The 15,323-nt window shown below is 46.5% G+C and carries 11 protein-coding genes; 10 read left to right on the top strand and 1 reads right to left on the bottom strand.

What is annotated here, in order from left to right:
* The first annotated feature begins 71 nt into the window (after positions 1 to 71).
* From RGU72_RS07790 to RGU72_RS07835, 10 genes are all read left to right on the top strand, one after another.
* On the top strand, positions 72 to 1,112 hold the full coding sequence (locus RGU72_RS07790; protein WP_322119192.1) for a bifunctional UDP-4-keto-pentose/UDP-xylose synthase: 1,041 nt from the start codon (positions 72 to 74) through the stop codon (positions 1,110 to 1,112).
* A gap of 10 nt (positions 1,113 to 1,122) precedes the next feature.
* A complete protein-coding gene (locus RGU72_RS07795) occupies positions 1,123 to 2,070 on the top strand; it encodes a polysaccharide deacetylase family protein (RefSeq protein ID WP_322119193.1) in 948 nt (315 codons plus the stop codon).
* 168 nt (positions 2,071 to 2,238) lie between these two features.
* On the top strand, positions 2,239 to 2,715 hold the full coding sequence (locus tag RGU72_RS07800) for a peroxiredoxin (protein WP_322119194.1): 477 nt from the start codon (positions 2,239 to 2,241) through the stop codon (positions 2,713 to 2,715).
* 118 nt (positions 2,716 to 2,833) lie between these two features.
* Positions 2,834 to 4,624, top strand: a complete 1,791-nt coding sequence (locus tag RGU72_RS07805) for a PhoH family protein (RefSeq protein WP_322119195.1) — start codon at positions 2,834 to 2,836, stop codon at positions 4,622 to 4,624.
* A gap of 422 nt (positions 4,625 to 5,046) precedes the next feature.
* Complete coding sequence (locus RGU72_RS07810; protein ID WP_322119196.1) at positions 5,047 to 5,529, top strand: MarR family winged helix-turn-helix transcriptional regulator; 483 nt, start codon at positions 5,047 to 5,049, stop codon at positions 5,527 to 5,529.
* A gap of 43 nt (positions 5,530 to 5,572) precedes the next feature.
* A complete protein-coding gene (locus RGU72_RS07815) occupies positions 5,573 to 7,090 on the top strand; it encodes an efflux transporter outer membrane subunit (protein WP_322119197.1) in 1,518 nt (505 codons plus the stop codon).
* A complete protein-coding gene (locus RGU72_RS07820) occupies positions 7,087 to 8,316 on the top strand; it encodes an HlyD family efflux transporter periplasmic adaptor subunit (protein WP_416200108.1) in 1,230 nt (409 codons plus the stop codon). Before RGU72_RS07815 ends, RGU72_RS07820 begins: the two co-directional genes overlap by 4 nt.
* Positions 8,316 to 9,929, top strand: coding sequence for a DHA2 family efflux MFS transporter permease subunit (locus RGU72_RS07825; protein ID WP_322119198.1), 1,614 nt, complete (start codon positions 8,316 to 8,318; stop codon positions 9,927 to 9,929). Before RGU72_RS07820 ends, RGU72_RS07825 begins: the two co-directional genes overlap by 1 nt.
* 386 nt (positions 9,930 to 10,315) lie before the next feature.
* A complete protein-coding gene (locus RGU72_RS07830; protein WP_322119199.1) occupies positions 10,316 to 11,890 on the top strand; it encodes a HAMP domain-containing sensor histidine kinase in 1,575 nt (524 codons plus the stop codon).
* 142 nt (positions 11,891 to 12,032) lie between these two features.
* Positions 12,033 to 12,818 carry a substrate-binding periplasmic protein gene (locus tag RGU72_RS07835; protein ID WP_322119200.1) on the top strand — a complete coding sequence of 262 codons (786 nt, stop codon included), beginning with the start codon at positions 12,033 to 12,035 and terminating at the stop codon, positions 12,816 to 12,818.
* Positions 12,819 to 13,079: 261 nt separating this feature from the next.
* On the opposite strand, the gene pbpC is transcribed toward RGU72_RS07835, so the two are convergent.
* Positions 13,080 to 15,317 (bottom strand): penicillin-binding protein 1C, encoded by a 2,238-nt coding sequence (pbpC, locus tag RGU72_RS07840; RefSeq protein ID WP_322119201.1) that lies wholly within the window; start codon positions 15,315 to 15,317, stop codon positions 13,080 to 13,082.
* Positions 15,318 to 15,323: the final 6 nt, after the last annotated feature.

Below are 15,323 nucleotides of genomic sequence, written 5' to 3' on the forward strand. Positions count from 1 at the left end.
TGAAGCAGACATAATCAAAAAACGGTCGGCAAGAATAATAAGTAAATCAAATTTTAACTAAAGAAATCACAATGAAAAAAGTCCTCATTCTCGGCGTGAACGGTTTTATTGGCCATCACCTCTCCAAGCGCATCCTGGAAACTACCGATTGGCATGTCTATGGCATGGATATGCAAACCGAGCGTTTGGGCGACATGATCAATCACGAACGTATGCACTTTTTTGAAGGTGACATCACCATCAATAAAGAATGGGTTGAGTACCACGTTAAAAAATGCGATGTCATCTTGCCATTAGTCGCCATCGCGACCCCGTCGACTTACGTCAAACAGCCTTTGCGTGTGTTTGAGCTAGACTTTGAAGCCAACTTGCCTATCGTCCGCTCCGCAGCTAAATACGGCAAACATCTGGTATTTCCATCGACGTCTGAAGTGTATGGCATGTGCCATGACGAAGAATTTGATCCAGAACAATCAGAACTGATTTGCGGACCGATCAATAAACCACGCTGGATTTACTCTTGCGCCAAGCAACTGATGGATAGAGTAATCTGGGGTTATGGCATGGAAGGTTTGAATTTCACACTGTTCCGTCCTTTTAACTGGATCGGTGCTGGCTTGGATTCTATTCATACACCAAAAGAAGGTAGCTCACGCGTTGTGACGCAATTCTTTGGTCATATCGTCCGTGGCGAAAATATTTCTCTGGTAGATGGCGGCGCGCAAAAACGTGCGTTCACTTATATCGACGACGGTATCGACGCCTTGATGCGTATCATCGCTAATAAAGATGGCATTGCCAGTGGCAAAATCTACAATATCGGCAATCCAACCAATAACTTCTCTATCCGCGAACTCGCGCACATGATGTTGACGTTGGCGGCTGAGTACCCGGAATATGCAGAAACAGCGAAAAAAGTACAACTGACAGAAACAACCTCAGGTGCTTACTACGGCGCAGGTTATCAAGACGTACAAAACCGTGTACCAAAAATCACCAATACCTGTGAAGAACTGGGCTGGGCGCCGACGACAGATATGAAAGACACTATGCGCAATATTTTTGATGCTTACCGTGGGCAAGTCGCCGAAGCCCGCGCATTGATGGACTAATCCAGTAACAATGCCAAGCATCGTTCTCAAAATTGACGTCGATACCTATCGCGGCACAAAAGAAGGCGTACCAAATCTGGTACGCCTTTTAAAACAACATCAAGCTGGTGCGAGCTTTCTGTTTTCTTTAGGTAAAGATCACACTGGCTGGGCATTGCGACGCGCATTTCGTCCTGGCTTCTTCAAAAAAGTGTCCCGTACCTCGGTAGTTGAACACTATGGCATCAAGACTTTGATGTACGGCGTTTTTCTGCCCGCGCCGGATATCGGCAAAGACTGTGCGGCAGAAATGCGTGCGGTCAAGGAAGCTGGCTTTGAATGTGGCATTCACACCTGGGATCACGTGGTCTGGCACGACAATGTGCGCCAACGCGATGCAGCCTGGACCCAGAGCCAGATGCAGCAGGCGTATGCGCGCTTTACACAAATTTTTGGTGAAGTACCAAAGACGCATGGTGCGGCCGGCTGGCAAATGAATCCGGATGCGTTCGCTCAGTTAGACCAATTTGGTATTGCCTATGCTTCAGACGGTCGTGCGATGCTCAACGACGACGGCAGCTTGACTGATCCCGCAGCCGGACCGTATCGCTTACAGTCGCATGGCAAAACCTTCGCCTGTCTGCAAATGCCAACTACACTCCCAACTCTGGATGAAATTTTAGGGCGAGAAATTGACGGCGTCGTCATCAATGAGTCAAATATCGCCGCTAACATACTTAAATTAACGGCGACGCCAAGAAATCATGTATTTACCTTACATGCAGAACTTGAAGGACAGAAACTTGCCCCCATCTTTGACCAATTATTGAAGGGTTGGCGCGAGCAGGGTTACGATTGCATCTCCATGGCGACATATTATGACGCCATCAAAAACGATATTTTGCCGGTGCGTCCGATTACTTGGGCTGAACTGCCGGGACGATCGGGAGAATTGATCGCATTACTGCCTAGCAAGTAGCACAGTAGTAATTTCCAGGCGCCTCAGTCCGACTCTTTGCTTGAATTGATGCTGACCCGAATTGACTCCGGGTGGCATCTAAGTGTCTCGCATTTAAATGCCTCGCATCTAAGTGTCTAATTTAAGCTTCTTATTTAGCACATATTCAATCTACCTCAGGAGATCACCGTGGCCGATAGCCCATCAGCACTGCAATGCCAAGTCCCCGATTTTTCTGCCCCGATGACAAATGATAAAACTTTCCAACTCAGTAATTTTGCTGGAAAAAATGTTGTCATTTATTTTTACCCAAAAGACAATACTCCCGGCTGTACGACAGAAAGTATGGCTTTCCGAGATTTATACGACAGTTTCCAGCAAGCCAATACCGAAATTTTTGGCTTAAGCCGCGACAGTCTGCGCTCTCATGAAGGTTTTAAAAGCAAACTGGGTTTGCCCTTTGAACTAATTTCTGACCCGGACGAAACTGTTTGCAATCTGTTTGACGTCATGAAAATGAAGAGTATGTACGGCAAACAACATCGCGGTGTCGAACGCAGCACTTTTGTGATTGACGGCAGCGGTAAATTAGTGAAAGAATGGAGAGGAGTTAAAGTAGCTGGACATGTTGATGAAGTGTTGGAATTTGTGAGCGCAAACCAGTAATTGAAATCAAAAATTTTCTTCGAGAAAAAGCCGTGTATGGAAGTGTCCCGGATTAATCCGGCGTCATCCATAGCGGCTTTTTGACTTTTAAGCTCTCACACTTTTAGAAGAGGTCCTAATGCCCCTGCCCAAAATGCCGACAAAACCTGCGGCTCTGCTGTCCCCAAAGGATTATTCAAAAGCAGATAAAACCAAGTCTTTAAATGTCACTAAACCCGCTAACAAACCGGAAACCAGATTGAGCCCGGTAGCGACAACTGCAGCCAGTAACGCTGTAAGTAACGCCACTGGCCGTGCACCAGCAGCCACGCCGATTAAGGCCAATGTGGTCGCACCGGTTAAGAACCCTGTCATAGCTAAAACGGCCATACCAGAAACTCAGGCCAAAGCTAGCCCGACAAAAATTAATGCAAAAGTGAGTGAAAAACCAGCGCCTAAAACTGGCTCATCGGCACACGAACATCGTGTCAAGTCAGGTACTAGCCGGGCGGCGGATAAGTCGGGCGTAAAAAAATTATTTGTACTCGACACCAATGTGCTAATGCATGATCCGTCATCGCTCTTCCGCTTTGAAGAGCATGATGTGTACTTGCCTATGATCACTCTGGAAGAGCTGGATGATCATAAAAAAGGCATGTCAGAAGTCGCACGCAATGCACGTCAGGTATCGCGCTCACTTGACGCTCTGGTTGGCGATATTGATCATCACGAGATTGAAAAAGGTATCTTACTTTCCAAGTTAGGGAATAAAGACGCCAAAGGTCGCCTGTATTTCCAGACCAAATTGCAAAGCGCAGCATTGCCGCAAGGCTTGCCTCAAGGTAAAGCAGATAACCAGATTTTGGCTGTGGTGCGCGCGTTAGAGGCAGAAACACCAGGTCGTCCTGTCGTATTGGTCTCTAAAGACATCAATATGCGAATCAAGGCGCGCGCCTTGGGTTTGCCAGCAGAAGATTATTTCAACGATCATGTGCTGGAAGATTCTGATTTGCTGTACACCGGCATAGTGCAACTGCCAGATGATTTCTGGAACAAGCATGGCAAAGGGATTGAGACCTGGCAAGAAAATAAGAACGGTCTGAGCACCACGTTCTATCGTATTACCGGGCCGATTATTCCTAGTTTGCTGGTTAATCAATTTGTCTATCTGGAACCGAAAAACGGCGAGTCTTCGTTTTATGGTCATGTGCGTCAAATCAACGGCAAGACTGCTGTATTGCAAACCTTGCGTGATTATGGTCATGCCAAGCACAGCGTATGGGGCGTAACTTCTCGTAATCGTGAGCAAAACTTTGCTCTCAACTTATTGATGGACCCAGAATGCGACTTTGTCACCTTGCTGGGGCAAGCGGGTACAGGTAAAACTTTATTGGCATTAGCGGCGGGCTTAGCGCAAGTGTTAGAAAGCAAAACCTACAATGAGATTATCGTCACCCGCGTAACCGTGCCGGTCGGCGAAGACATTGGCTTCTTACCAGGTACAGAGGAAGAAAAAATGTCGCCGTGGATGGGCGCATTTGACGACAATCTGGAAGTGCTCAATAAATCAGACAACGACGCAGGCGACTGGGGTCGTGCTGCGACACAGGATTTGATACGCTCCAAGATCAAAATCAAATCGCTGAATTTTATGCGTGGCCGTACTTTTGTGAACAAATTTTTGATTATCGACGAAGCACAAAATCTGACGCCAAAACAAGTTAAGACCTTGGTTACTCGCGCCGGACCGGGCACAAAGATTATCTGTCTGGGTAACATCGCACAGATCGATACACCGTACCTGACCGAAGGTTCCAGCGGGCTGACTTATGTGGTTGATCGCTTCAAAGGCTGGGCGCACAGCGGTCATGTGACCTTGGCGCGTGGAGAACGTTCTCGTCTGGCAGATCATGCGAGTGAAATTTTGTAGATCATAATCGACTCATTACTAAATAAGCTTTAGCAAAAGACTAGCGAACGCTTAAGCAAAAAATAAAAATCGGTGCATTCAATATGCACCGATTTTTTTATGCCCACAAATCTAGAAGGAAAGGGAAATTCACATACTCCCCACCATTTTTTTAAAATATGCTCTACTGTCCAATGATTATATGGACGATTAAATATACTACCTCATAGTATATAAATAGATTTAATCACTCTCCCTGAATAAACCATCACTCCATTAAAACTGAGAAGACTAGACGTTTTGAAGTCCCGGCGCAGCATCGTTAGTGCACAAGGATCAGCACAAGGATCAGCAACGCCAAATTAGTAACGCCAAGCAAGAAAATATTTCTTGATATAAAATCTTGCCCAGGCAACTAATTCATCAAGAAATTAATCAAAAATATGGCTCAGCCCTCCTCCACTTTTCCGCTCGACGTGTATCAGGTTGAAGAAAGCCTCGGCTATCTCATCTCTCGTGCGAAAACCATGCTGTCAAAATCAGTTGATGAATCGGTATCAAAACTAGGGATCACGCATGCCCAATCCAGCGTATTTATGATGCTGGCAACCGGTAAATGTGAGACCGCCGCCGAGCTGGCACGTGATCTTTTTATCGATGCTGGTGCAATGAAGCGCATGCTAGACAGGTTAGAAGTAAAAGGCTTACTCGTACGTGTTACAGACGAGAGCGATAAACGTCTGTTTAAATTGGAATTGACGCAAGCCGGACATGAATTAGTGCAGCATTTACCCGGCATCTATAACGATGTTTTAAATATCGGGTTTACGGGATTTAGCCCGGAAGAAATTGGCTTTTTAAGAAGCTTACTCAAAAAATTATTAGCCAACAGAACTTTATTAGAGCAAACAGCAGTTCCTAAATAATCATTGCCCTGACAAACATTATTTTTCTATTTCAATAAAAACTATGAAAATTCCATTCCAAAGACAAGCATCGATACGACTGGGCTTAGCCAGTAGCGTCTTTGTCTTGCTCACCGCCTGCGCCAATTTTAGTGGCATACAAAGCGATGCCAAGTTGAAGTCCTTTGACTCTGGCGACAAAGCTAGCGCAACGGCACTGCAAAATGCAGCATGGCTCAATGCCAACTGGGCTAAAGACATTGGCGGACAAGCCTTGCAAGACCTAATTGACGCCGCAATTGCCGATAACCCTAGTCTGCAAGTTGCGGCTGCCCGCGTAGCAAGCGCCAGAGCCATGATACAAGCCACGCGCGCCAACGAATTACCTAGTGTTGGCGCAAGTTTTGACAGTACCTACCAGCGCTTTACTGAGAACGGATTAATTCCGCCGCCACTCGCCGGCGCTGTAGAAACAAATAACCAGCTAGCGTTGAATTTTTCTTACGACCTGGATTTTTGGGGTAAGCACTCCGCCGAAATGCGAACTGCTCTGTCGCAAGAAAAAGTCGCCTTGGCAGAGCAACAAAGTGCCCGCTTAATGCTGAGTACCGCAGTAGCGCATGCCTGGGTGCAGTTGCTGCGTCAATACGAGCAACTAGATTTGAGCACACAACAACTGGCAATACGAAATAAGTTTGACGAGATCACACGCCAACGCGTGAAGGCAGGTTTGGATAACAATACTGATATCCAGCAAAGCTTATTGCAAAGTGCGAATCTGCAATCGGATATCAATCAATGGCAAGAAGCCATTGCGCTCAATCGCAACCAATTAGCCGCATTATTAGGACAAGCGCCTGAGCGTGGTCAATCCATTCCCCGTCCTCAGTTTAATCCTGGTATGAATACTTCGCTGCCTGGTGAATTGCCTTTGGCTTATCTGGGTCGCCGCCCCGATGTGGTAGCAGCGCGCTGGAGAGTCGAGTCTATGCAAAGCGAGATCGATACGGCGAAAACTCAGTTCTATCCTAATATCAATCTAATTGGTTTTGCGGGCTTCTCCAGTCTTGGGTTAACGAACCTGTTACAAAGTAGCAGCCGCATCGTTGGCGCTGGCCCTACAATTCGTTTGCCAATATTTGAGGGTGGCAGTTTGCGTGCACAGTTAAAAGGTCGTGTGGCTGCATACGATGCCGCAGTCGCGACTTACAACCAAAGTCTGACTGATGCCTTGCGTGAATTGGCGGATCAAGTCCAATCACTGAAAACTGCGGAACTTCAAAATGGCAATCAAAAGAATGCCGAAAAAGCAGCAGAACAAACCATCAAGTTGGCACAGCAACGTCAACGCGTTGGCACAGCGAACATTCTGCCGGTGCTGGTCGCTGAAAACATTTATGTTTTGCAGAAAAAATCTTCATTAGAACTACAGGTGCGCCGTGTTGACTTACAAATCAATTTAATCAAAGCACTGGGTGGCGGTTATGAGATAGCCCCAGAACTTCAACTATCTCAACTGCCTGCAAGTGCAGCATCAAATAATAACGCTCAATCACTCACTCACTCGGAGGCCGCACAATGAACGCGCCTGTTACCAATAATGGCACTAACGCCACAGCGACAACACCAGCAGCAACTTCGGCAACAATGGCCAATACACCGCCACCAAACGGTAAGCGTCGCGGCTTGTTGATTATCGTCACGATCGTATTGATTGTCGTGGCAATCGCTTACGCCTTTTGGTGGTTTACCATCGGGAGCCATTTTGAAAATACAGAAGATGCTTATGCCGCTGGGAACGTTGTACAAGTAACGCCGCAAGTGGCTGGAACAGTATTAGCCATTCATGCTGACGATACCGAGTTGGTACAAGTCGGCAAGCCATTGATCGAACTTGACCGTGCAGATGCCAAAGTAGCCTTGGATCAAGCCGAAGCGCAGCTAGCACAAACAGTTCGCGAAGTCCGCGTGTTATTTGCAAACAACGCTCCATTGCAAGCCAATGTCAGCACACGTCTGACTGAAGTGGAACGTGCTAAATCCGATCTGGCTCGCCGTCAACAGTTGGTCAGTACTGGCGCCGTCTCTTCCGAAGAAGTCGACCATGCCCGTTCAGCAGTGCAAAGCGCCGAATCTGCGTTATTAGCAGCGCGCGAACAACTAGCATCCAACAGTGTATTAACTGACCGGACAAATGTTGAACAACATCCCAACGTTTTACGTGCAGAAGCCCGTGTACGTGAGACCTATCTCGCCTACGCTCGTACCAGCTTGCCAGCGCCCATGTCAGGCTACATCGCTAAACGTTCGGTACAAGTCGGTCAGCGCGTAGCTGCTGGCTCACCATTGTTGTCGATCGTGCCGTTAAACTCCTTATGGGTCGATGCCAACTTTAAAGAAGTGCAGTTAGCCCACATGCGCATCGGACAAGACGTGACTTTGGAATCCGATTTGTATGGTTCTAGCGTCGAATATCATGGCAAAGTTGCTGGTTTGTCCGCTGGTACCGGTTCTGCATTCGCCCTGTTACCTGCGCAAAACGCAAGCGGCAACTGGATTAAAGTTGTTCAGCGTGTTCCAGTTCGTATTGCGTTAGATGAAAAAGAACTGGCGACACACCCGCTGCGCATCGGTTTATCTATGCAAGTCAAAGTCGATATCTCTCAGCAAAAAGGTAGCCCGGTTGCTGGTAGTGCGCCACTGCGTAATACAGCAGATTACAAAACGACGGTATTTGAACAAAGTGGCAAAGAAGCAGATGATCGTATCGCGCAAATCGTCACGAACAATATGGGCAAGAAGCTGTAATGAGCACCTCCATTTCAGCGTCGGATGCAGCAGGCGAACCGCAGGGTAACGCCCCTGCGGCTCCTCCTGCTCCAGCCGCGCCATTGCCACCGCTAAAAGGTGCTCAGTTAGCACTGGGAACCTTGGTGTTATCACTTGCCACGTTCATGAACGTGTTGGACTCGTCGATTGCAAACGTATCAATCCCGGCGATTTCGGGCAACTTGGGTGTCTCGCCTCAGCAGGGCACCTGGGTTATTACCTCGTTCGCGGTAGCGAATGCGATCTCCGTTCCACTGACCGGTTTTTTAACGAATCGGTTCGGACAAGTCCGCTTGTTCACTACTTCCATCTTGTTATTCGTCATCTCGTCGCTACTATGCGGTATGGCGCCCAATATTGAGACGCTGATCGCTGCCCGTATTTTGCAAGGGGCGGTTGCCGGCCCAATGATCCCGTTATCCCAATCTTTACTACTGGGTAGTTACCCTCCCGCTAAAAGTTCGATGGCGCTTGCTTTATGGGGGATGACGACGCTCGTCGCACCTATTATGGGCCCGCTGCTTGGGGGCTGGATTTCAGATAACTACACTTGGCCATGGATTTTTTATATCAACATCCCAGTTGGACTTTTTGCGGCATGGACAACCTGGTCAATCTATAAAACACGGGAATCCAAAATTAAAAAACTGCCAATTGACGTGGTCGGTTTGGGTTTGCTTGTGGTCTGGGTCGGTTCTTTGCAAGTGATGTTGGACAAGGGCAAAGAACTGGACTGGTTTAACTCTGGCGAGATTATTTTGTTAGCCGTGATTGCGGCAGTTGGTCTGATCTATTTTGTGATCTGGGAGCTTGGTGAAGAGCACCCTATCGTTGATCTGTCGCTGTTTAAACGACGCAACTTTAGCGGTGGTGTGGTAGCGATTTCTGTTGGCTATGGTTTGTTCTTTGGTAGTCTGGTGATCATGCCATTATGGCTGCAAACACAGCTCAGCTACACGGCGACGGAGGCAGGCAAAGTGATGGCGCCGGTAGGTGTTTTTGCGATTATCTTGTCGCCGCTGATCGGTAAATTTTTACCAAAACTGGATGCGCGTAAAGTGGCTACTACTGCGTTTATTTTGTTCGCCGTGGTGTTTTATATGCGGGCACAATTTACGACCGATGTGGACACGATGACACTTCTGATTCCGACTTTGATTCAAGGTGCAGCGATGTCGATGTTTTTTATTCCATTGACCTCGATTATTCTGTCTGGACTAACCCCGGACAGAATCCCGGCAGCATCTGGTCTGTCCAATTTTGTCAGGATCATGTGCGGCGGCATGGGAACGTCGATCGCATCGACGATATGGGATAGCCGCACAACCTTGCATCATGCGCAGTTAACTGAACATACGGGGAGCAACTACCCTGCTTTTGTTCAAAGTGTGCAGGCATTAATGCAACAAGGCATACCAGAAACAGGGGCGTGGGCCGTGATTGACAGAACAATGTCGATACAGGCAAGCACGATGGCGGCGACGGATATTTTCTACTTATCGTCGTTTATGTTCTTATCGCTGATTGCGCTGGTATGGATCACCAAACCGAAAAAGTCATCTGCCCCCATTGATGCCGGAGGAGCACATTAAGTAAGAAATTACCTATACTCCCCCATTTTTTTATAAAAATTTCCCTGCAAGCCAGTAATTACACGGATAATAAAATATACTAGGCGGGAGTAAGTTAATTCATGGCAATGTAAGTATCGGCATCAGTAATACCGTCAGACAGTCATTAGTTACAGACTAAGTTCGGGTCTGCATTAGTCTGATCAGTGGAGTAAAGCGTATGGAGTAAGCCCCAAACGCTTTACTCCATTTTTTTGCACTAAAGCTTTTGTTAGTTTTACATCACTATTCGTATTTTTTATCTAATGTGTTTTATAATCATTTGCATATGGGCAAGAGATTCACATCATCGACTGTTCGCTAAATTTTTAGCGTCCCACTAACCGCAGTGGAACTGGTATTTTCTAATGAAAAAACCGCATCTCAGCATACAGATCGCCATTTTGCTTGGCATATTAATTGGACTGCTCGTCCCTGCCTTTATATCTGGCTGGATATTCATATGGGGCGTAGAGAGAAATGCCGCAGTAGAACAGCAAAAAAGTGATCTGCAAAGAATTACCAATATGCTAGCGCTAAATTTGCGCGACCCAGTCTGGAACAAAAATCCCTCTGCAATCCAAGATCAGGTAGAAGCCGCCATGGCAACACCTGCCATCACCAAAGTAGAAATATTTGAAGGCGACAAATCCATTTTCCGTAAAAGCTTACCGGAACGAAAAATTGGCAGCGTCGTCGTCAGCGCCCAACCAATTTTGTATCAGGGCGAAGTCTTAGGCCGTGTTGAAGTCGGTCTTGATAGCGGTTATTTAGATGCCGAGTTTTTGCGGCGCATAAGAAACTACGTCGGCAGTATCGCCCTCCAATTAATCGTTTCACTGATCATCATTTTAGTGCTGCTTTATTACCGCTTTGTACGTCCTATCCATCAACTAAGGCTAGACGCAGACCGGCTTGCACTGGGTAACTTTGCGACACCGATCCGGCCTTACCGCGATGATGAGCTTGGCAGCCTGGCCGACAGACTGGAAGTTACCCGCAACACACTTAACCAGCTACTGGCTGAATTAGCGGATAAAAATAAGCAATTACAAGCCGACCTGATTGAGAGAGAAAGAAACGAGCAAATCATCCGGGATCTGAATGATTCACTTGAACGCAAAGTGGAAGCCCGTACGGTAGAGCTAAATCAATCGCAAAATGAGTTAATCAGATCAGAAAAACTCGCCGCACTAGGATCGCTGGTCGCTGGAGTCGCGCATGAACTCAATACTCCAATTGGCAATGCGCTTCTGGTATCGACCTCGTTCCTAGATAGAAGTAAAAACTTCTCTGCTAATTATCAGGCCGGATTATTGAAACGCTCAATCTTAGAAGACTATACCAACGCGTCGGTTGAAGCAGGCCAATTAATTATTCAAAATCTCAATAATGCAGCCGAACTCATCAGTAGCTTCAAACAGGTTGCGGTTGACCAGTCAAGTGACAAACGACGTACCTTTAACCTTAAATCAGTCATCAACGAGGTACTGGCAACGCTTCATCATTTACTTAAAAAAACACCGCATAAAATTAATACCGCCCTGGAAGACGACATCATGATGGACAGTTATCCAGGCGCGATTGGGCAAATGATTACTAATTTCTTTAATAATTCACTAGCGCATGGATTTGATTCCGAGCATCTCGGCATCATTAGTATTTATGTTAAAAAATTACCTTTGGGTCAAATTGAATTTGTCTTTATGGATAACGGCAAAGGTATTTCACAAGAAAATATTAATCGGATTTTCGACCCCTTCTTCACTACAAAACTGGGGCAAGGCGGCAGTGGTCTTGGTCTGAATATTGTCTACAACATCGCCAATGACGTGCTTGGCGGAACCATCTTAGTGGACAGCAAAACAGGGCATAACTCGTATACAAAATTCATCCTCACTTTACCCATAGTCGCACCCAAAACAAATACTATTTTGACCTGAAAGGCGCGATTAAAAATTTAATCCTGAGGGCCAAGCTGCATACATGTGTCCAGATTTCAGATGCATTTTCAGACACAAATAACTTCATGCTATGACAGGTAGTGAAATATAAGATCTTGGAATTTTTATCGAAGGATTACGAATGAAACGTCAATTTTTCTATTTTTTTCTTGCCAGTTATTTTGTATCAACAGTCGGCTCAAGCGCGTACGCAACTGAAAAAGTGATTCTCTTAGGTGACGATGATTATGCACCCTACTCTTACGTAGAAAATGGTCAGTTCAAAGGGATGTATGTAGAGCTCTTGCATAAGGCGTCTGAGTTATTAAAACCAGCTTATGAGGTAGAGCTTAAACCAAGACCTTGGAAGCGAGGTTTAGCTGATCTGGAAAGCGGCGCGTCCTTTGCTTTATTCCCGCCCGGGTTTAAAAAAGAACGCATTTATATCTCCACCTACTCTGTCGTGCTTTACACGGAAACGGTCGTACTCTTTTGTAATCCGGATGTGATGGCAGTCCCAAGAAAAAAATTCCCGGACGACTTTACAGGTCTAACAATAGGCGTCAACGCTGGATTTCTTTTATCTTCCAGACTGATCGACGCAGCTAAGGCAGGCAAAATTACTTTGTCAGAGGCCAAAGGTAATGAAGCCAATATAAAAAAACTAGCAGCAAAGCGTATCGCCTGCTACGCAACTGATAGAGGCGCTGCATTTTATACGACAAAAAAATTACAAGCTGATCCGGATCTGAACAATTTCAAACTACAAGAGGCACTTGAGTTATCTGGTGAAGAAACATTTATTGGCTATAGCGTCAATAATAATCCTGCGTATAAAGCGGACTTTATTATGAAGATGAATACCGCGATTGAGACGATTAAGAAAAATGGTAGTGCTGCGAAGATTGAAAGTAGTTATTTGAAGTAGATCGTATTACTCTAAAAAAGAGGATTTTTCTATAGAAACGCTTCGTGACTTTCTGCATTTTTTCAATGACGCCTCACCTACAAAGCGACGAATCGCACTTGCAAACTTACATGCAAGATTGGACGCCGTTGAACGTTATACTAAGCCGACAGAAGAGGACGACATTCCTTTTTAAACTAGTAAAAATCACAGACCATACTCTTGGCTATACTCGAGCAGAATCATAATTAAAACTCTGCTCTAGTTGATCTGCTAATCAAGCTATTTTGACTTCTTGGTATTTTTTGTTATCACAAGCTGAGCTCCGCGTACCTCGAACCGGATCTCGTCAACAACCAATCCTTTGCTATCAACAAGCTGCAATAGATGTTTGCCCGGCCATGGCATCCAGTCAATTTGTGCCAGTTGGCCTGACTGGGATTTTGTTTTGCCGGGATTGTTCAAACTTCGTCCATCTAACATCCATCCACCCTGCTGTAATCCCTGCGCAGCAAATCGTATGCGTTGCCGGTCTGGTGGGATATCAGGATCAAGAGCAACCAACATCCCTGCGGTGGGATAAGTGATCGATGGTCTAATTTCGTTTGATTTTGCGATGGCGATGTGGCTTTGCTCAGTCCCCTTGATAAAATACTCAATCCTTGGCGCTTCTAACTGATCGTCGTAGCTGATCGACTGCATGACGACATCATCGGGAACAGTTCTGGTCAATTCTTTTTTAGCGATGCTCTTTGTGTTTGAAACCGCCCGGTTTAAATATTGCATGACCTCTTGCCAGATCGGCGCAGCACCAGTTACACCAGACACATCCCACATCGGCGCGCCGGATGCGTTGCCAACCCATACGCCTACGGTATAGCGATCAGAATAACCAATGCACCAGTTATCCCGCATGTCTTTGGATGTCCCGGTTTTTACCGCAGACCAAGAGCGGATCGACAAGGCATTTTCTAATCCAAAGGTTACAGCTCGCGCAGTGCGATCGGACAAAATATCGCTGATGATAAAGGTTGCCTCAGGCGACAATCTTGGCAGCATTACAGATTTGGGATCTTTTTCACTGGTGCGGATAGCGCTATATTTGCCCTGATTGGCTAGTGTCCGGTAAGCATTTGTTAAGGCTTGCAGACTCACATCAGCACTGCCTAACGCCAGACTGTAGCCGTAATAATCCCCCTCTTCACGCAAAGAAAATCCCAGACTCTGTAAGCGTTGAAAAAACAGTTGAGGAGTGACTGTGACCAGAGTGCGGACGGCAGGAATATTTAACGACGATGCCAAGGCAGTGCGTACGCTGACCAAACCTTTAAAATGTTTGTCGTAATTTTGAGGAATATACAAACCGGATGCGGTAGGTAAATTGATGGCTGAGTCGTCTAAGATGGATGCCGCAGTCAACCATTTTCTCTCTAAGGCCAGTTCATATAAAAACGGCTTCAGGGTTGATCCGGCCTGACGTAAAGCAAGGACTCCATCTACGTGGCGGGCATCCGACAGGTTACCGCTAGAGCCAACCCATGCGAGTACATCGCCACTAGCATTATCTAGTACCAGAACTGCGCCATCTTCAATATTGCGGTCAACCAAAGCAGATAACTGGCGTGTTAGAGCATCTTTTGCGAATTGCTGGGTTCCGGCATCCAAAGTAGCGCGCAGAGAATGCATGTTAGAGTTCAATAACTTATTTGCTAAATGCTGCGCAAGATGCGGCGCTAATTGAGGTCCGTTGCTGACATTAATTAAATCGGATTTAGCCGTCAGTCGCGCAAAGTAGAGCGAAGTTTGTCCTGCCAGATTTTGACAAAATGCCGGAACACCCTGGTCTTTAAGGATATTGCAGGCACGCTCTGCCACTTTGGTATAGGTTGCATTGGGTGCGCGGAGCAAGGCTACAGCAATTGCTGCCTCCACCTGATCTAAGCCACTGGGATGCTTATCAAACATAATCCGAGATAAGGCATACACGCCAACTAATTCACCGCGGAATGGTACGAGATTTAAATATGCTTCCAGGATTTGATCTTTGCGCCAGCTGCGCTCCAGCCATTGCGCAACCAATGCCTGAGTCAATTTTTGGGTAGTGGTGCGGGCACTGGATTTACGGCGTAAATCCTCTTCGAGCAAACCTGCCAATTGCATAGTGATGGTCGATGCACCACGGGTTTTGCTATTCCACAAATTACCCCAGGCAGCGGCGGCCACGGCGTTCCAATCTACACCGCTATGCTGGTAAAAATGTTTATCTTCCGACGCGATTAAAGCATTTCTAATCGCTGGAGAGACATCTTCCAGCTTGACCCAAGCGAGCTTACGCTCTTTTGGATTGAGCCTTAATTGATGCACCACAACGCCATGGCGGTCTAGTAAAAAACCTTCTGACGATACAAAGTCAGTTTGCACTTCTTTAAAACTGGGCACGGCGTTAGCGACGCCTGCAGCTAAACTCAATGCACAGGCAATGGACGCGGTGCAAACGAATCTGATCCAGCGGTACTTCATCAATAC

The organism is Undibacterium sp. 5I1 (assembly GCF_034314085.1).
Taxonomy (GTDB): domain Bacteria; phylum Pseudomonadota; class Gammaproteobacteria; order Burkholderiales; family Burkholderiaceae_D; genus Undibacterium.